The organism is Synechococcus sp. WH 7805, from assembly GCF_000153285.1.
In the GTDB taxonomy this organism is placed as follows: Bacteria; Cyanobacteriota; Cyanobacteriia; order PCC-6307; family Cyanobiaceae; genus Synechococcus_C.
Genome location: NZ_CH724168.1, coordinates 1,659,719 through 1,678,022 on the forward strand (window position 1 = coordinate 1,659,719; position 18,304 = coordinate 1,678,022).

The following is an 18,304-nucleotide window of genomic DNA, read 5'->3' on the forward strand; positions in this document are numbered from 1 at the left end:
AGTCAGGACACTGCCTGGGAAGAGGCATTCTGCAGGCGGCGCAGCACCCCATTGATCATGCGGCGACCCTGCTCATCGCTGTAACGGTTGGCAAGCTCAACGGCTTCACTGCAAGCGACAGACGCAGGCGTCTTCATCGTCTGCAGATCAACAACAGCAAGGCGGAGGATGTCGCGATCGATGCGGGGAAGGCGGCTGAGACGCCAACCCTCCATTACCCCATCCAGCTGGTCATCAAGGGATGCACGGGCATCGAGGACCAGTTGAACCCTGCGCATCGCCTCCTTCTGCACCATCTCCTGATCAGCCAGAGCCAACAATCTGGGCAACTCAAGGCTTGCCGAGAGACCATTCAGCACCTGCTCCGCATTGGATAAGGATTCACGCAAATGATCACGGACCGGCATGACTGCAGCCTTTGAACCCTCCTGCAGCTCACTGTCTAACAACGACTGCTGGGCCTTCTCCAGATCGGCAGCACATCGATCGAGAACCTCGCGCCAGTGCTGCATCAAACTCTCCAGGGCCTTCTGAAGAAGAGCCTCGAGAGAATCCAAAGAAAGGGAACGGTCCCGCTCGGCGCACTGGCTGAGCACAAGCAAGGCGAGCTCACGGGAGAGGGAACGGGTCTGCATAGATCTTTAACGAACGACTCAAGACGAAGACGGTGCAACAGAAGCTCTGAGCTGGGCGATCAGGCTCGAAAAGCTGCGGCCAGCTGGCGCCTCCCTGGCATCAGGGTTCACGATTCCAGCCGAAATGATCGTTTTAAAAGCATCCTCAACGGAAAGATTCAGATCTCTTACCGACGATTCAGGCACGAGGGTGTACCAACCGGTGGTGGGATTGGGAGCTGTGGGGATAAACACACTCAGCAAACGTTCTTCAAGCTCCGATTGCAACGTGGGACCAACTTCTCCTGTGACAAAACCAACGCTGTAAAGACCCTCCCTGGGATATTCCACAAGAACGACCCTGCGAAAGCGTTGTGAGTTATCGCGCAGAAAGGTTTCAAGAAGTTGTTTGAGGGTTTTGTAGACCGAACCTGCAAGCGGAATGCGCTGGAGCGTTCCCTCACCGAACTCCAGCAACCAACGCCCCACGATGTTCCTGGCCATCAGACCGATCAACAGAATTCCCAACAAAGGAACTGTGAGCCCAAGGGCCAAGTTGATCAGATCCTGCAGAAGCGGATTGAGCGTGATGAACGGATTGAACTGCTTAGGGATCGACGTGAGGAAGGCCAGAACGAAGCGGCTGACGATGGTGGCCAGCCAAATCGTGGTGGCCAGAGGAATCACCACAAGCAGACCTGCGATCAGGTCATTCTTGAGATCCTGCTGAAGCCTGGCGCCAAGAGGCAGATCAGGTCTTGGATTGGACTGGACCAAGGAACGCCCGGGGCCTGCGGCCAACGTGTTCCACTAACTTAACCAGCGATCAGAGGACAGCGGTTATCGCAAGCAGTGCCAAGGCCACTGCGAGCACAACTGCACTGAGGGTGCCTCCAAAACGGCGCTGATTCACGGCCAGGTTGCGCTGGCGTTCGGCCTGTTGAATCTGCTGATCCATCTGTGACAACTGCTTGTCGATGAACTCCTGCGCCGCCTTGGACTTGTCCTCATCGGTTGCATCAGCAGGCAGCTGCCCAGCCTGAGCGAGCTGCTCCCCGAGAATCTTCACGTTGTCGGGATTGGCGGACTGCTGTCTCGCCATCTCTAATTGCCCACGCTTCTGATTCAGGCTTTGATCGGCTTCAACAGAGAGGGACTGATTACCACTGATACCAAGTGGAATCACAGCGATCATGGCCAGAGCGAGCAGTGCCGCAAGCACGCAGACCACAATCCGGATCGGCGTCCGCTCTGATCGGGGCTGGTCCAAACGCGAAGAGATCAGCATGAGTAACAGACCGATGAATCCCATCGGCGCCTGACTGACCAACCGTTCGATCAACAGTTGTTGATAAACCTCATCACTCCAATCCGCAGCGCTGAGCACCACACCGAGCTGCAAAGCGAGAAGCAGAACCAGGGTGAGCCCAAGCCAGCGCAGAAGCGGCGCAAGCCGAGGTGAGGACTCCTGGTGGGATGCGGACACGTCACGATGTCAAAAGGTGTCCAACTTTACGGTTAGTTTTCGTGAACGTCCCTGACGACGGTGCGCAGCTGAGCCTGTCCCTCAAGGAGCGGGCCAGAGCGGAAGGATTCGAACCCGTCGGCATCGCCACGCTCCCCGGGAGTCCACGCCTGCGCTTGCGCACGGACGCTTTGCAACGTTGGCTAGACGCCGGACACCAAGCCGACATGGGCTGGATGGAAGCGCCCAGACGCAGGTCCGCTGACACCCTCTTGGAAGGAGCCCGAAGTTTGCTAGCCGTTGGGCTCAACTATCACGTTGCTCATGAACGCCGCCACAACCGCCTGGCAGTGGCTCGCTACGGCTGGGGCCGCGATTATCACCGGGTGGTGAACCAGCGCCTGAGGAGGGTGGGTCGCTGGCTGCAGGATCAAAGACCGAACTGCCGCTGGCGTGCGTGCGTGGATGCAGAGCCCCTGCTCGATAAGGCTTGGGCGGAAGAAGCTGGACTTGGCTGGATCGGAAAGCACAGCAACGTGATTCACCCCACGCGCGGGTCGTGGATGGTGATCGGGCATCTGCTCACCAGTGAACCCCTCGTTGCTGATCAACCGGCTGCGTCCCGTTGCGGTCGTTGCCGCGCCTGCATGGACGCCTGCCCGACGCAGGCGATCACCGAACCATTTGTGGTGGACTCCAGGCGATGCATCGCTTATCACACGATTGAAAATCGCAATGGGAAGCTCCCGGCACCGATCGCCAACGCCCTGGGGGGCTGGGTCGCCGGATGCGATATCTGTCAGGACGTCTGCCCCTTCAATCAGACCGATGTGCTGCCCTCCAGTGATGATCCCGACATGCAGCCAAGACCCTGGCTGCTGGATCTGACCCCGGAGATCATCCAGAGCTGGACGGATCAGGACTGGGCGGAACGGCTGAAAGGGTCAGCACTGAAACGCATCAAACCCTGGATGTGGCGTCGCAACGCTGAAGCCGCACGCCTCGATGGCGGACCTAACCTGAGTTGAACTTATGGTTCAACAATGGGACCGGCTCGTTCCTGGAAGCTCTGGCAGAAGTCCCTGGTGATGTCCCTGATGCTGGGATCGGTTGGTGCCACGACAACGGCCCCTGCCAGGGCCTTGGTTCCCTATGTGTACACACCCAGCACCCAGGAACTGGAAGGTGCAGGCATTGGCATCGGCCGTACAGCCGCACAGCTGCTGAGGCTTGGTCAGCCTGAGGAAGCCTCCCGTCTGGCGGCCCTGGCAGTTCGACTGCAACCGAACGACGAACGCTTGTGGTCTGTGCTTGCGGAAGCGCAGCTCCGCAGTGATCAACTCAACGATGCAGCGGGATCCCTAGCCAAGGCCAAATCTCTGAATCCAGGAAAGGCAGGGCTCTGGTTCGCTGAAGCATCGCTGGCCCTCAGAGACAACCGTCCTGATGACGCTGTTCCTTTGCTGGATGAAGGCTTGCGTCTTGATCCCAAAAATGCAGGGGCCTACTTCGATCTTGGGAATGCCCGAGTGATGCAGGACGACCTGCGCCAGGCCTTGCGCGCGTTTGAAAAAGCCACATCGATCAAGCCAAGTTTTTGGGAAGCTCTCAACAATCAGGCTCTGGTGCTGTTCGAAATGGGCAACACAAGCGAGGCGATCAAGCGTTGGCGTTCCGTCCTCAAGATCAAAAGCAACGCTGAGCCGATGCTGGCGCTGGCCGCGGCTCTCAACAAGCAGAAACCTGGTGACACTGAATCCATCGAACTGGCTCGCAAAGCCCTTGCAGAGGATCCCAATTACGTTCTTCCGGGTCATCAGGAAAACCAACTCTGGGGCCTGAAACTGCGCCAAGCAACAGAAACTTTGCTCTCAGAGGGGGCTTTAAAAAGCGCCGTTGAACGGGCAGAAGCCAATGCCGATCCCAAAACCGCAGAATGATTCGATGCAATTTCGGCATGACTTGGGCTGGTCAAGCGAAAGAAGATCTGTAGGCTGAGCCCCTTCTGCCTTCTTGATTCCAAACCGGATGGCCGAGGAGCGCGTTCAACCGATTGCCCTGCATCAGGAGATGCAGCGCTCTTACCTCGAGTACGCCATGAGCGTGATCGTGGGCAGGGCCCTGCCTGATGTCCGCGATGGACTCAAACCGGTTCAACGCCGCATCCTCTACGCGATGCACGAACTGGGTCTCACTCCTGACCGCCCATACCGCAAATGTGCACGGGTGGTTGGAGATGTTCTGGGCAAATACCATCCCCACGGCGATCAAGCGGTCTATGACGCCCTTGTTCGTCTGGTACAAACCTTTTCCAGCCGTCATCCACTGCTAGACGGTCACGGCAATTTCGGCTCGGTTGACGACGATCCACCGGCAGCCATGCGCTACACGGAGACCCGTCTGGCTCCGATTGCCCATGAAGGCCTTCTGGATGAAATCGGCAATGACACCGTCGACTTCGCCAACAACTTCGATGGGTCCCAGCAGGAACCCACGGTTCTGCCTGCCCAGCTGCCCTTTCTTCTCCTCAACGGATGTTCAGGTATCGCTGTGGGCATGGCCACCAGCATCCCGCCCCACAACCTCGGAGAGGTGGTGGATGGACTGATTGCCCTAGTGCGCGAACCGGATCTAAGCAATGACAAGCTGCTCAAGCTGATCCCAGGACCCGATTTCCCCACCGGTGGTGAAGTCCTTCTGGGAAGCGGAGTTCGGGACACCTACCTGCGCGGGCGCGGAAGTATTCCGATGCGCGGTGTGGCCCATGTGGAAGAGGTGCAACTGGGCAAGGGGCGTCATAAACGCAATGCAGTGATCGTGACCGAACTGCCCTACCAGCTCAGCAAAGCCGGATGGATCGAAAAGCTGGCCGAACAGGTCAATGACGGCAAAATCGGCGGCATCGCCGACATCCGAGATGAAAGCGATCGCGAAGGAATGCGCGTCGTGGTGGAACTTCGCCGGGATGCCGATCCAGACGCGGTTCTGAAAGATCTGCAACGACGGACGTCTCTACAGAGCAATTTCGGGGCCATCATGCTGGCCCTGGTGGATGGTCAACCCCAGCAGCTGTCCCTGCGCCAGCTTCTGCAGACGTTCCTTGACTACCGGGAACTGACCCTGATCCGCCGCACAACCCACGCCCTGCGCAAAGCGGAAGACCGTCTCGAGGTGGTGGAAGGTCTGATCACGGCACTGCAATCCCTCCAGCGGGTGATTGCCATGATTCAGGAGGCACAGGATGCCGCTGCCGCGAGGGCCAGCCTGATGGTGCATCTCGATCTCAGCGAACGTCAGGCCGACGCAGTCCTGGCCATGCCCCTGCGACGCTTGACCGGTTTGGAGCGGGAGAGCCTCCGGCAGGAAGCGGAAGAGCTACGGGCCCAACGCCAGCGCCTGAAACTACTTCTGGACAACCGCGATCAGTTGCTGGATGCGCTCACCAAGGAACTGCGTCAACTCAAGAAGCGTTTTGCCACTCCTCGCCGCACACGCCTGGTGGAAGGGGGTGATCATCTCCTGGCAGAACGGGCTGCCAACCAGCGCCCCAATGCAGAACTGCAGCGCCGACAGGCTCTCGACGCCCTCCCACCTGATTCGCGCATCCTGATTCAAGACGACGGTCAGGTGAAGGTGATCAGTCCTCAACTGATGGGCCGGCTGCATCTCAATGAGCCAACGGCACTGGGTGATGAGCCATCCCCAGCAAGGGTCATCCTGCCGATCAAACCGGTCGCCAAACTTCTGGCGGTCACAGCCAGCGGACGAGTTGCACTGATCCGCTGGGAATTCGCAGGGCAGCAACCCGGAAGCCTGGAACGATTTCTCCCAACGGCCCTGCAGGGAGATCCCGTTGTATCGGTCTTGCAGCTGCCCGACGCCGATGCCGACAGCAACAAGGCAGCGGTCTCATCGCTCGGACTTCTGAGCAGTGACGGCCGTTTCAAACGGCTGCCGATGCAAGAACTTCTGGACCTCTCCGGACGGGCAGCCAGTGTGGTGAAGCTCAAGGAGGGCGTTGAACTCAAAACCGCAGTGATCTGCCGGGAAGGAGGGACTCTGTCTCTGATCAGTGATCTCGGTCGCGTCTTGCCTCTCCCAGTCACGGAAGACAATCTTCCCTTGATGGGAAAGCTGGCTCAAGGCCCAGTCACCATGCGCCTGCTACCCGGAGAAACATTGATCGCGGCCGTCGCGACAGACCCCGAGCAACAGGACCCGCTGCTGCTGTTCAGCCGTCACGGCAGGATCAAACCGCTGTCTCTCGACACTGTGCGCCTTTGCCAAAGGGGGAATTTGGGTGTGATCGGTTGGCAACCCGAACAGGATGGAAACGAAGGGGAGGATCGACTTTGTGCTGCCTGCGTCGGCTCCGGACTGGTCGGCATCGTCACCTCTTCAGGCCGTCATGGCCGTCTGCTCACGCGTGAACCGAATGATCTAACGCTCAAATCCGGAGAAACACTCGAACGCATTGTTCCACTTCTGAACTGATCTCAACTCAGGTTGGCAGCCACACCGGCAGGTTCCAGCATCAGCTTGCTGGATCTGATGGATTCATCCATCGGCACGGGGTAATCACCATCAAAACAGGCGGTGCAAAAGTGTTTGGCATCGGCTCCAGCCGCTTCCAACATTCCTGCCTGACTGAGATAAGCCAGTGAATCAACCTTGAGATGGGCTTCAATTTCCTCCAGGGTGTAGCGAGCAGCGATCAGTTGATCCTGGGTATCGGTATCAATGCCGTAAAAGCAGGGATGGGTGACCGGTGGTGAGCTGATACGCATGTGCACCTCCGTGGCTCCAGCATCGCGAAGAGCCTGAACAAGCTTGCGACTGGTTGTTCCACGCACAATCGAATCATCGATCACCACGACGCGCTTTCCGTTGAGCACATCGGGGAGGGGATTGAGCTTCACCCGGATGCCGGCTTCGCGCATCGCTTGGGTGGGCTGGATGAAGGTGCGACCGACGTAACGGTTCTTGATCAGGCCATCGGCGTAGGGCAGTCCCGTGGCCTGGGAGTATCCGATCGCAGCAGGAATCCCTGAATCAGGCACGCCGATCACGAGATCAGCCTCCACTGCCGATTCCCTGGCAAGAATCTGACCGATGCGCTGGCGATAGCTGTACAACGATTCTCCGAAAAACCGACTGTCCGGCCTGGCGAAATAGATCATCTCGAACACGCACATGCGCGTGGTGGGCTCAATCCAGCACTCCCTCTGGGGGATTGGATCACCGGGAAGGAAGGTCACGAGCTCACCGGGCTGCACATCGTCAACGAAGGAAGCCCCGATGATGTCGAGCCCACAGGTTTCACTGCTGAGAACCCACTGCCCACTGGAATCCTCACCGAGAGAACCGAACACCAACGGTCGGATGCCGTAGCCGTCGCGCAGGCCATAAAGCGCTTCCGGAGTGCCGATCACCAGACTGAAGGCCCCCTGGCAGAGCGACACCGCAGACGTGATCGCAGCCTTCCAGTCGAGCCCACGATCAACAGCCTGCTGAAGGGCGAAGGCAATCAGCTCGGAATCAGTGGTGGAGGTAAATTCAACCTCTCCATCATCAATGCGTTCCCGCAATTCAGCGGCATTGACCAGATTGCCGTTGTGGGCCAGCGCGAAGGGACCAAGGCGAGTCATCAGAACCACCGGCTGGGCATTGCAGACCCTGCTGCTGCCAGTTGTGGAATAACGGTTATGGCCAATGGCGAGATCACCGGGCATCCGGGCAAGCACGTCTTGATCGAACACCTGACTGACCAGGCCCATGTCTTTATGAAGACGAACCTTTCCCTGGTTAAACACAGCGATGCCTGCGGATTCTTGGCCGCGATGCTGCAGTGCATACAGACCGAAATAAGCCAGGTTGGCCACCGGTTGCTCGGAAGCCTGAACGGCGAACACACCGCAGGCTTCCTCCATCCGATCGGGACGCTCCGCCTCGAGCTGATGCACGCTCCGCCTCGACTTCGGATTTCCTTCGGAATTCTGCATCACGCTGTTCCCAGCCGACGGGGGAGAGCCTGCTCAAAACACTCCGTCAGTGTTTGCACCGCCTGATCCAGCACAGGGTTTGATCCCAGGGAGAGTCGGAAGCGTCCGTGATCCGCCACGGCTCCGAGAGTGGTCACCGGAACACCAACATGGGCATCAGAGGCCAGCAGCGACATCCAGGCGTCCAGGCACTCTGCCCGCACGGACACGAGAATGCGGGCTCCTCCTTCAGCAAAAAGACTCCGCTCCGGACGCACGCCATCACCAGGCAACGACCCATCCACACCGAGGCCCGAAGCGATCGAACATTCAGCCAAAGCAACGGCCAGTCCACCATCACTGCTGTCGTGGGCAGACGCGAGCAGCCCTTGAGCCAGAGCCTGCCGAACCAGAGCCTGAACGCGCAGCTCCAGATCAAGGTCAACCCTCGGAGGTCTGCCGGTCAACAGACCATGAATCACCCCCTGATAGCTGCTGCCGGCCAATCCGACCCGGTCGTCCTGGCGTTCATCAGTGGAAACCCCAAGAAGCACAACGGCATCACCCGGTTGACGCCAGGCCAAACCACCCACCAGGCGAAGATCCTCAACCAGTCCCACCATGCCCACCACGGGCGTGGGGTGTATCGGTTGCAGGCGGCCATCGTCGGCGCGGGTCTCGTTGTATAGCGACACATTCCCCCCGGTCACTGGGGTGCCCAGCACCCGACAGCCCTCCGACAGCCCTCGGCAGGCCATCGCCAACTGCCAGTAGCCCTTGGACGTTTCTGGAGACGGAAAATTGAGGTTGTCGGTGACAGCCACCGGGACAGCCCCAACGCAACTGAGATTGCGGGCAGCCTCCGCGACGGCGGCCATCGCCCCACGTTCAGGGTCCAGAGCCACCCAACGATTGGGACAGTCGACCGTGGCCGCTACCCCTCGGTTGGACCCCCGAAACGCTCCATCCCCTTGCTGAGGTCTGAGCCGCACCACAGCAGCATCCGCTCCACCAGCGGGCACAACGGTATTAGCGAGCACCTGCTGGTCGTATTGGCGATAGACCCAGCGTTTGCTGGCGATGGTGGGGTCATCAAGGAGAGCGAGCAGATCCGCTCCCCAGTCGTGATCGCTGGGAACTTGCGGAAGATCAGTCTCAGACCAGCACCAATGCTTTTGGATGTCCTCTGGAGGTTCAGAGATCAAGGTGTGCTGATTGATGGGAGTGTCTTCCGCAAGAGCCCGGGCAGGAACCTCAGCAGCCACCGATCCATGCTGAAGCACACGTACAACAGGCTCCGCGAGAACCTGACCCACAACGGCCGCCTGCAAGCCCCAGCGGCGGAAACGCTGCATCAACGCCTCCTCACGACCGGCCTTCACCACAAACAGCATCCGCTCCTGCGATTCAGACAGCAGGAACTCGTACGCAGTCATGCCCTGTTCACGGGCTGGAACCCTGTCGAGATCCAGCTCAACCCCCACATTCCCTTTGGCGGCCATCTCTGAGCAGCTGCAGGTGAGTCCCGCAGCCCCCATGTCCTGGGCGGCCACCACATCCCCGCTCTGGAAGGCTTCGAGGCAAGCCTCAATCAGTCCCTTTTCAAGAAAGGGATCGCCCACCTGAACCGCAGGGCGATCATCCAAGGAATCGGCGCTGAGTTCGGCACTGGCGAAGCTGGCACCCCCCATCCCGTCGCGGCCCGTGGTGCTGCCCACATACACCACAGGATTGCCAACACCGGACGCCCCCGATTTCACGATGTCTTCCGTTTCCATCAGGCCCAGAGCCATGGCATTCACCAGGGGGTTGCCGCGATAAGCAGGGTCGAACGCAACTTCCCCACCCACGGTCGGCACTCCGACGCAATTGCCGTAATGGGAGATCCCCGCCACAACACCTTCCACCAATCCGTGGGTGATGGGTTCATCGAGGGGACCGAAACGCAGGGCATTCAGCAAAGCGATCGGTCGGGCTCCCATGGTGAAGATGTCCCGAAGGATGCCTCCCACTCCTGTGGCAGCGCCTTGAAAGGGCTCCACCGCCGAAGGATGGTTATGACTTTCAATCTTGAAAGCCAGGCGGTGTCCCTCCCCCAGATCCACCACTCCAGCATTCTCGCCGGGGCCAACAAGGATGCGAGGTCCTTCCGTGGGAAAACCACGCAGGAGTGGCCTGGAATTGCGGTAACAGCAATGCTCGGACCACATCACACCGAACATTCCCAACTCCGCCCTGTTGGGATCTCGCCCGAGTCGTCGCTGAATCTCGCCGTAATCCTGCTGCGTCAGCCCTTCCTGGCGCAGTGCTGAGGCCACATCAAAGGAACCTTCCACTGAAGGGGACTGAGTCACAGCCAACCGTTCATCTCTCCCCAGTGTTGCCGACGGCCTGCAGACCATCCGCATTCAAATCCAGGGGTCTTCGTCGTGCTCAGAACGGGATTGATCCCTGCGAAGCTCACCGGGATCAGACCACTCCTCATCATCCCAGGCTTCGCGTGAGTCCGAAGGGCTTGACCGTGACTCGGACCATTCATCGTTGCGGGCATCACGCCGTGTCGGCTCATCCCAAGGCGGTTCCTCCAGCCAGCCTTCGAGCCGTTCTCCAGCGCGATCACCCAACTGCTGGAGCTGCTCACGCCAGTGACGGGACCGACGCACGAGATCCTGACGGACACTGGCGCGAGCCTGAGGAAGATCATCCAGGTCCTGAAGGGCCGTGAAGACCCGTCCGGGTTGCTGATCGACGATGCGATCGGGGCTGAGACGCCAACGGCTGCTCCCAGGAAGCCTTGGATCGCTGCGGGCGACGAGGTAATAAAGAATCTCACCGGTCGTGGGAACAAACGCGAGATCGGCAACCTGCCCCATCCGCTGACCATCCCGATCGAGGAGATCCGCATCCAAAAGCGTGGGCAGGCGATCCAGAGTCGTCTGATCGGTCTCCGCCGGGAGTCCTTTCACAAACACCTGTTGATCATCCACGCCGCGGCATTGATCCAACCTCCAGACGTCTCGACTGCTGCGCAGAGCTGAGGGACGGCTAACCCAACCCAGAAGACGATGCACTGGAGGGTGCATCCAAGCCATCACGCCAGGTCCGTGATCAAGTCCCTGATCACAACGCACGCGATGGCGAAGCAGATCGCTGAGAAGAAACGGATCGGGCAGGGGCAAGGCTCAGGAGCGAATCTGCACGGGCATCACGAGGTAAGTGAGGCCGGAACCATCATCCTCCGGAGAGAGGATGGCTGGGGTGGTCGGTGCATTACAGGACAGGACAATGCGATCACCATCCATGGCCTTGAGGCCATCAAGGACGTAGCGCACGTTGAAAGCAATTTGCACCTCGTCACCTTCGATCTGGGCAGGCAAAGACTCAGATCCACTGCCCACATCTTGGGCATCGGCAGAGATCTGAATCAGCCCCTTGGAGGGATCACTGCTGATCCTGACGACGTTGTTGTGCTGATCTGCAAGAACGGCAATGCGCTCTAAAGAGGCAACGAATGCCCGTCGATCCAGACCGATGGTGCGGCTGAAAGACTCGGGAATCAGTTGTCGATAGTTGGGATAAGTGCCTTCAAGCGTACGGCTGGTCACCATCTGATCGGCCGCTAAAACCACCACCTGGCCGCGCTCGAAAAAGAGACTGACAGGGTCGTTGCCTTTCCAGCCGGCCATGAGGCGTTCCACCTCACGCAGGGAACGGGCGGGGAGGGTGACAGCCAAGGCTGCGCTCTCATCAGCTTCGGCGGAATCGTCAGCAGCGATGGCGTCCTTTAGGGCATCGTCGACACTCAGCACAGCGAGACGGTGCCCGTCCGTGGACGCTGCCTCCAGGCGGGTTTGATCGAAGCGCAGATGCACGCCGGTGAGCAGCTGCTTGGCTTCGTCGGAACTGCTCGCAAACAAGGTGCTGCGTAGTGCTCGAACCAACGCAGCGGGATCAAGTTTGATCGCCGTGCCGTTTTCCACCAAAGGCAGATCGGGGAAGTCATCAGCCGGCATGCCACGCATCTGATAACTGCCGCTCAGACTGGTCAGTTCCACCTGCTCGCTGGTGTCATCCGTCGCCAAGGTGATGGGGGAGTCACTGGACAGACGGGAAACAATCTCCCCGAAGAGGCGGGCGGGAAGCGTGACCGCCCCGCTGGTGTCTACGGATGCAGGGAGAGACGTCTGAATGCCCAGGCTGAGGTCAAACCCGGTCAAGCTGAGCCGATCCGTGCCGGCATCGGCGGTGAGCAGCACATTGGCAAGCACCGGATGGGTGGGACGGGACGCCACGGCCCGACTGACCAGCTGAAGTGCGGTGTTGAGTTCCGTCTGGGAACAGACCAGTTTCATCGCGTTGGTAACCGCAGCTGGAGAAGAAGATCTCCCAAGGTTTCACAGGCGGGCAGGAAGTGCAATGGCTGTGAGCAAAGGCCTCTCGATCCTGTTCTACTGGATTAAAAAGGTTCTTAGAAAAGAACTACTAAACAGCCGTAGAAGGGGGTGGGGAAAACGTGGAAAACCCTTCATTCATGGTTTGGACACTGGGTTTCACTTTGCACAGGGATGGGGGAATTGGATCGACCTGTGAGGAACTCTTGTCGTTCTCCACTGTTTCAACAGGCTGAGGAATTCCCTCCGGTGCTGGGATTGTGGACTTCGAGGATGTTTCTCCCCATGGATTGGCAGGTTCTGCCTGGATGTCCCCAGGCAGTTCTTCATCTGGTTACGGCTGATTTGGAGGGGCTGAGGTCTCTTCAACCCATAAAAAACCCGCTGTCATCAGGGGGAATGGGTCCAGTTGACGAGTGAATGACCCTGGATCGGGATCAGAAGCCCATCACACGGGCCACAGTCCCTAGATCGGGATCCAGGTCGGTGTGGAAGGCCGCATCGTTGTTGTTGATGGCGCAATCCGGATCTTTCAGTCCATTGCCGGTGAGCACGCACACCACCGTGGCTCCCGATGGCACCTCTTCTTTCCTTTTGAGCAGACCTGCTACTGAGGCAGCGCTCGCTGGCTCACAGAACACCCCTTCCTGCCCGCCGAGCAGCTTGTAGGCCTCAATGATCTCAGCATCGGTGACATCCAGGAAGTCACCATCGCTGGCTTGGCGCGCGGCAATCGCTTTCTCGCGATTCACAGGGTTACCGATGCGGATGGCTGTGGCGATCGTGTCCGGGTCCGTCACCGTGGTGTTGTTCACCAGAGGCGCGGAGCCACTGGCTTGGAAGCCCATCATTCTGGGGAGCTTGCGGCTGCGCCCTGCCTGGTTGTACTCCTGGAAGCCCATCCAATAGGCCGTGATGTTGCCTGCGTTGCCCATGGGAATGCAAAGCCAGTCAGGTGCATCGCCCAGCGCATCGATCACCTCAAAGGCCGCTGTTTTCTGTCCCTGCAGGCGGTAGGGATTCACGGAGTTCACCAGGGTGACCGGGAACTGATCAGACACCTCGCGGACGATGTCCAGAGCTCGGTCGAAATTTCCGCGGATGGCCAGCACTTCTGCGCCGTACACGAGGGCCTGAGCCAGCTTTCCTTGGGCCACGTATCCGTCGGGGATCAGCACGAAGGCCCGCATGCCGGCGCGGCGTGCGTATGCAGCAGCAGCGGCTGAAGTGTTACCAGTGCTGGCACAAATCACGGCCTCGCAATGGGCTTCTTTCGCTTTGCTGATGGCCATAGTCATGCCCCGGTCCTTGAAGGACCCCGTGGGGTTCAGGCCGTCATATTTGACGAACACCTTCACATCGCGGCCTATGCGTTCTGCAACCGATGGCACTGGGATGAGGGGAGTGGCGCCTTCGCGAAGGGTGACCACTGGGGTCGACTTCGTGACTGGTAACCAAGGCCGATAGGCTTCGATCAGCCCTGGCCAGTCTTGGAGGACTGGTGCCGGGGAGAAACGGCGGCGGAAGGCGTTGATTACTGACACCTGCGGAGGGCATTCGTCCAGAGGAATCTATGTGGCGATACTCGCCAGCGGGTTTACTGACCGCTCTCTTTCAGGCCATCGAGAGGGGAGTCAGAAAAGAATTTCACCAGCCCGGCGATCGATTCGGCCTTTTCGATGGCGGCCATGAGGGCAGGAAGATTGATCTCCATCACGTCCGCGGGATAGGCCTCCAAGAACTTGATCATGTTGAGGCCACCGTCTCCAATCTGCAGACCGTTGATCACTCCGGCTCGCAACGCTGGAACACTCACCGAAGGCTCTGGAACACGCAGTGGGTAAATGATTTGGGCGACGCGCCTGAGGATCACATCGCCGATCTTGGTGGACATCAGACGGCTGGTGAGCACCAGCGGAACGTCCAATTCCTGATTCAACAATTTGGCGACGTTTTCTGGGTCCTGCTGACCCAGGCGCAGAAGATCGGAGAGCAACCCGCGGGCTTTGCCGGTTTCAGCCAGGTATTCGAGATCGGCCACGCTGATGGATCGGATGAAGGCACCGCTCACCAGAGCAATATCTTCTGCGGCGTTCAGAGGTTGAAAACAGTTCAGCAGTGTGAAAGCCAGGGCTGAACCCGTAGCCAGTGCGTAGTGACGCAGACGTGAATGTGCGGGCATTGCGGAGTCTCAGCGTTTGGAATTTAGGGGGAGACCCCAGCGGCTGCCTTCACTAGACGGACAACTCCTCGTTCGGCTAAACCCTGGGCCAGCTCCACTCCCATTCGCCTTGCATCCGGTTCACGGATCAGACGGGGCAGACGGCTGAACACCAGATCAGGACTGAAACCAGGCAGTTGCTGCAGAACGGCGATCAGTTGCCTGATCGGCTCAAGATCGAGGTAGGTGCTCTGGTCGAAGCTGTCGCTTGCCTCCAGAAGCAAGGGCGGTTGCAACGGGCGTGGCAGGCGTCGTCCGATGCGTTGCAGGGTCATCCAGCTCAAGGCATCGAGGCGATCAGCGATGGCATCCACCAGCTGACGGCGCAGCATCCCTCCATTGGGTGAGAAAAGGAAGTCGAGAACCTGATCCAGAAGCGTGTCTAGATCGAGTTGATCCTGGCTTGCGGCGCTGGCAACCAGATTTTCAAGACGGGCCCAACGGAAGATGTCGCCATCGAACAGCATCTCCCGAAGACTCAAACGCAGTTGTGGATCGGGATCTTCCATCAGTCGCCTCGCGAAATACGGGTAGGCGGCACCGAGAATTTTGAAGTCCGGATCCACGCTGAGGGCGATGCCTTCGAGGGTGACCAGAGAACGGATGATCAGTGCGTAATAGGGCGGAACCCTGAAGGGGAATTTGTACATCACCCCTGAGAGGTCGTCGGTGACTGCTTTGAAATCCATCCGGCTCACACCGGCTTCTAGAGCCTGGCTGAACACAGTTTCAAAGGCAGGAACGATCGGTTCGAGGTTCACATCCTCTGCAAGGAATCCAAGGCTGACGAAATCCTTCGAGAGCTTTCCGAAATTGCGGTTCACAAGGTGCACCACGGCCTGGATCAGTCCGGTGCGTGATTCCCTGGTTACTTCACTCATCATCCCGAAATCCAGGTAACAGAGCCGGCCGTCCTCAAGGGCAAGCAGGTTGCCGGGGTGGGGATCGGCATGGAAGAACCCATGCTCCAGAAGTTGCTGGAGGCTGCAGCTCACGCCCACCTCCACCATGTCATCGGGATCGATACCCAGCTGGCGTACCGCTTCGAGATTGGTGAGCTTCACCCCATCAATCCATTCCATCGTGAGCACGCGGCGGCTGGTGGCTTCCTTGAAGATCAGGGGAACGGCGATGCGTGGGTTATGCCGATGCAGTTCGCTGAATCGTTCGGCGTTACTGGCCTCATTCAGGTAGTCCATCTCCTCGAAGACTCGGCGCCCCAGCTCATCAATGAGGGCTACGAGATCACTGCGGATCAGACCGACGTTGGTGTTCAACCAGGCAGCGATATTGCGCACGATGTAGAGATCAAGTGTGATCTGCTCGCGAAGGCCTGGTCGCTGCACCTTCACGGCCACCCGTTGGCCGTTTTTCAGCACTCCCCGATGCACCTGTCCGAGTGATGCCGCGGAAATCGGCTCCCGTTCAAGGGATTCATAGATGTCATCCACCGGCGCTCCGAGATCGTCCTCGATGCAGGCCATGGCCAAGGCGCTATCGAAACCTGGAAGTTGATCCTGCAGCTGGGCGAGTTCCTCCAGCAGAACAGGAGGAATGATGTCCGGTCGTGTGGACAACGCCTGGCCCGCTTTGATGAAGGCGGGGCCGAGATCCACCAGCAGGTTTGCAAATTCCCTTGCCCGAGCGCGCGCACGCTGTTGATCGTTCAGTAGCCCGAGCACTTTGTCGGTACCGACGCCCAGTAGAAACAGGCCGATGGGCACAAGGGTTTGCCAGAGACGCTTCAGCAGACGCTGCGGGTGACCGGCATAGATCCGGGTAATCGCTGCAGGGTCGTAGGTGAGCAGACCCGAGGCTTCGATGAAATCTCCAAGTTCCTGTGGGGCCACGGGCCGAGTTGCCAGGTTCACACCCCTTCTAAACGAGCTGAGCCGCCGCTACGGTCGGCACGACCACCGGGGCTTGCCGTGCTCACCGGTTTGCGACTCCAAAACATCGCATTGATCGACAGCCTGGATCTGGCGTTTGATCAGGGTTTTTCCGTGCTCACCGGCGAGACCGGCGCTGGTAAATCCATCCTTCTCGATGCCCTCGATGCCGTGCTTGGCGGCATGCAGGCATCTGCTGCATCGCGACTGCTGCGCACCGGTTGCGATCGAGCTCTGATCGAAGCCAGTTTCCGGGTTGGAGACAGTGGACAGCGTTGGCTCAAACGCCATCAGCTCGATGATGGAGAGCCTGAGCTGGTGGTCACGCGCGAATGGCGTCGGCAGGACGACCGTCTCAGCAGTCGATCCCGCCTGAATGGAGTGGTGGTCAACCGGCATCAGTTGCTCGAGTTACGCCCTCTGTTGATCGATCTCACGGTGCAAGGTCAGACCCAGCAGCTGGCGCGACCTGGTCAGCAGCGTCGCTGGTTGGATCGTCTCGGTGGTGCGGAGTTGGAGTTGGAGCTCGTCGAGGTGCGACGCAACTGGCTCAACTGGCAGCAATGTATTGATGCGTTGAACCGAGCCGAATCGGACCGTCTGCAACTGGAACAGCAACGCGATGAGCTCCAAGCGTTGCTCATGGAGCTTGAACAGGCTGCTCTCGACGATCCAGAAGAAATTGCTCAGTTGGAGTTGGAGCAGGACCGCTTGGTGCATGGAGTGCGCTTGCTGGAGGGTGTCTCCGTTTTGATTGGTCGTTTGCAAGACGGCGCTGATCAGGCTCCATCGGTTCTGGATCATCTCCTTGCCTGCACCCATGAATTGCAGTCGATGCAGGCCATGGACAGCTCTCTGCAACCTTGGACGGACCGCTGTCTCGATCTCGAAGCTGGTGTTCAGGATTTGATTCGCTCGTTGGAGCGTTACGGCACGTCGTTAGACAGCGATCCCGAACGTCTGGCGGTTCTTCAGGATCGGTTGTCGCTGCTTAAGCGACTGGAGCGTCGTCATGGTCAGGATCTGGCAGGTCTGATCCAGCAGCGTGATGCGTTGCGACAAAGCCAGGAGGCTGATGGTTCGGATGAGCATCTTCGTCGTTTGCAGGAGCAGGAGCTGGCAGCCCGCGTGGCTCGCGATCACAGCAACGCGTCTTTGACGTGCTCACGTCAGGCCGCGGCCCAACAGCTCCAGACCGATCTCATGGCCTATCTGCGTCCGATGGGTCTGGCGAATGTGCGCTTTGAAGTGAAGATCGAGCCGGTCGACCCCGGGGAATTCGGTGCCGATGCTGTTTGTTTTCTGTTTTCGGCCAACCCCGGTCAGCCGATGGCTCCACTGGCCGAGGTGGCTTCGGGGGGTGAGATGTCACGTTTTCTGCTGGCTCTCAAAACTTCACTGGCCATGGTCGATGGATCCAGCACTCTTCTTTTTGATGAAATCGACACCGGTGTGAGCGGCAGGGTCAGTGGGGCCATGGCCGATCTGCTGCGCACCCTTTCACGCCATCGTCAGGTGTTCTGTGTGACCCATCAACCGCTCGTGGCTGCGGTTGCTGACCATCATTTCCGCGTCAGCAAGGACGTTTCCGCTGGAATCACCCGATCACGAGTGTCCCACCTGCGGGACACTCAGGAGCGCCAGCGGGAGCTGGCGGAACTGGCCGGCGGCGACCGAGAAGAGGCTCAGGCCTATGCAGCCAGCCTTCTGGATCAGAACGTGGCCTGAATCCGATTCGATCTT

Annotated in this window: 14 protein-coding genes; 4 read left to right on the forward strand and 10 right to left on the reverse strand. The window is 59.1% G+C overall.

Annotated elements, in window-relative coordinates; translation table 11 throughout:
- Positions 1-2: 2 nt before the first annotated feature.
- From nusB to WH7805_RS08665, 3 genes are read right to left on the reverse strand one after another with little or no spacing between them, the layout of a single operon-like run.
- Positions 3-635 carry a transcription antitermination factor NusB gene (gene nusB / locus WH7805_RS08655; RefSeq protein WP_006042678.1) on the reverse strand — a complete coding sequence of 211 codons (633 nt, stop codon included), beginning with the start codon at positions 633-635 and terminating at the stop codon, positions 3-5.
- Positions 636-653: 18 nt separating this feature from the next.
- Positions 654-1,391: a DUF502 domain-containing protein gene (locus tag WH7805_RS08660; protein ID WP_038005298.1), complete on the reverse strand. Its 738-nt coding sequence runs from the start codon at positions 1,389-1,391 to the stop codon at positions 654-656.
- A gap of 49 nt (positions 1,392-1,440) precedes the next feature.
- Positions 1,441-2,100, reverse strand: coding sequence for an HpsJ family protein (locus WH7805_RS08665; protein ID WP_006042680.1), 660 nt, complete (start codon positions 2,098-2,100; stop codon positions 1,441-1,443).
- Between the two features lie 41 nt (positions 2,101-2,141).
- Here WH7805_RS08665 and queG point away from each other — a divergent pair, with 41 nt between their 5' ends.
- The 3 genes from queG to WH7805_RS08680 all read left to right on the forward strand — a co-directional run bounded on the left by queG (position 2,142) and on the right by WH7805_RS08680 (position 6,573).
- Entirely contained in the window at positions 2,142-3,107 is a 966-nt protein-coding gene (gene queG, locus WH7805_RS08670) for a tRNA epoxyqueuosine(34) reductase QueG (protein WP_006042681.1), read from the forward strand.
- 60 nt (positions 3,108-3,167) lie between these two features.
- Positions 3,168-4,019: a tetratricopeptide repeat protein gene (locus tag WH7805_RS08675; RefSeq protein WP_232199043.1), complete on the forward strand. Its 852-nt coding sequence runs from the start codon at positions 3,168-3,170 to the stop codon at positions 4,017-4,019.
- A gap of 88 nt (positions 4,020-4,107) precedes the next feature.
- The gene (locus tag WH7805_RS08680; RefSeq protein ID WP_006042683.1) at positions 4,108-6,573 is read left to right on the forward strand and encodes a DNA topoisomerase (ATP-hydrolyzing) subunit A; all 2,466 of its coding nucleotides are present in this window, start codon (positions 4,108-4,110) and stop codon (positions 6,571-6,573) included.
- A gap of 2 nt (positions 6,574-6,575) precedes the next feature.
- Here the strand turns inward: WH7805_RS08680 and purF are convergent, their stop codons facing one another.
- The 7 genes from purF to WH7805_RS08715 all read right to left on the reverse strand — a co-directional run bounded on the left by purF (position 6,576) and on the right by WH7805_RS08715 (position 16,522).
- Complete coding sequence (gene purF, locus WH7805_RS08685) at positions 6,576-8,081, reverse strand: amidophosphoribosyltransferase (protein WP_006042684.1); 1,506 nt, start codon at positions 8,079-8,081, stop codon at positions 6,576-6,578.
- Positions 8,081-10,378, reverse strand: coding sequence for a phosphoribosylformylglycinamidine synthase subunit PurL (gene purL / locus WH7805_RS08690; RefSeq protein ID WP_198005771.1), 2,298 nt, complete (start codon positions 10,376-10,378; stop codon positions 8,081-8,083). The genes purF and purL overlap by 1 nt, the downstream gene beginning before the upstream one ends.
- A 90-nt stretch (positions 10,379-10,468) precedes the next feature.
- On the reverse strand, positions 10,469-11,239 hold the full coding sequence (locus WH7805_RS08695) for a hypothetical protein (protein WP_006042686.1): 771 nt from the start codon (positions 11,237-11,239) through the stop codon (positions 10,469-10,471).
- Between the two features lie 3 nt (positions 11,240-11,242).
- Positions 11,243-12,412: a DNA polymerase III subunit beta gene (gene dnaN / locus WH7805_RS08700; protein WP_006042687.1), complete on the reverse strand. Its 1,170-nt coding sequence runs from the start codon at positions 12,410-12,412 to the stop codon at positions 11,243-11,245.
- A 476-nt stretch (positions 12,413-12,888) separates the two neighbouring features.
- Positions 12,889-13,995, reverse strand: coding sequence for a threonine synthase (gene thrC / locus WH7805_RS08705; protein ID WP_006042688.1), 1,107 nt, complete (start codon positions 13,993-13,995; stop codon positions 12,889-12,891).
- A gap of 53 nt (positions 13,996-14,048) precedes the next feature.
- A complete protein-coding gene (locus tag WH7805_RS08710; RefSeq protein WP_006042689.1) occupies positions 14,049-14,633 on the reverse strand; it encodes an alpha/beta hydrolase in 585 nt (194 codons plus the stop codon).
- A gap of 23 nt (positions 14,634-14,656) precedes the next feature.
- Entirely contained in the window at positions 14,657-16,522 is a 1,866-nt protein-coding gene (locus WH7805_RS08715) for an AarF/ABC1/UbiB kinase family protein (protein WP_006042690.1), read from the reverse strand.
- 78 nt (positions 16,523-16,600) lie between these two features.
- On the opposite strand from WH7805_RS08715, the gene recN reads away from it, so the two are divergent.
- Positions 16,601-18,289, forward strand: coding sequence for a DNA repair protein RecN (recN, locus tag WH7805_RS08720; RefSeq protein WP_006042691.1), 1,689 nt, complete (start codon positions 16,601-16,603; stop codon positions 18,287-18,289).
- Positions 18,290-18,304 lie beyond the last annotated feature (15 nt).

Coding starts and splice junctions, on each gene's coding strand:
- nusB (WP_006042678.1), bottom strand. CDS start 635: ATGCAGACCCGTTCCCTCTCCCGTGAGCTCGCCTTGCTTGTGCTCAGC.
- WH7805_RS08675 (WP_232199043.1), top strand. CDS start 3,168: ATGTCCCTGATGCTGGGATCGGTTGGTGCCACGACAACGGCCCCTGCC.
- WH7805_RS08680 (WP_006042683.1), top strand. CDS start 4,108: ATGGCCGAGGAGCGCGTTCAACCGATTGCCCTGCATCAGGAGATGCAG.
- purF (WP_006042684.1), bottom strand. CDS start 8,081: ATGCAGAATTCCGAAGGAAATCCGAAGTCGAGGCGGAGCGTGCATCAG.
- dnaN (WP_006042687.1), bottom strand. CDS start 12,412: ATGAAACTGGTCTGTTCCCAGACGGAACTCAACACCGCACTTCAGCTG.
- WH7805_RS08710 (WP_006042689.1), bottom strand. CDS start 14,633: ATGCCCGCACATTCACGTCTGCGTCACTACGCACTGGCTACGGGTTCA.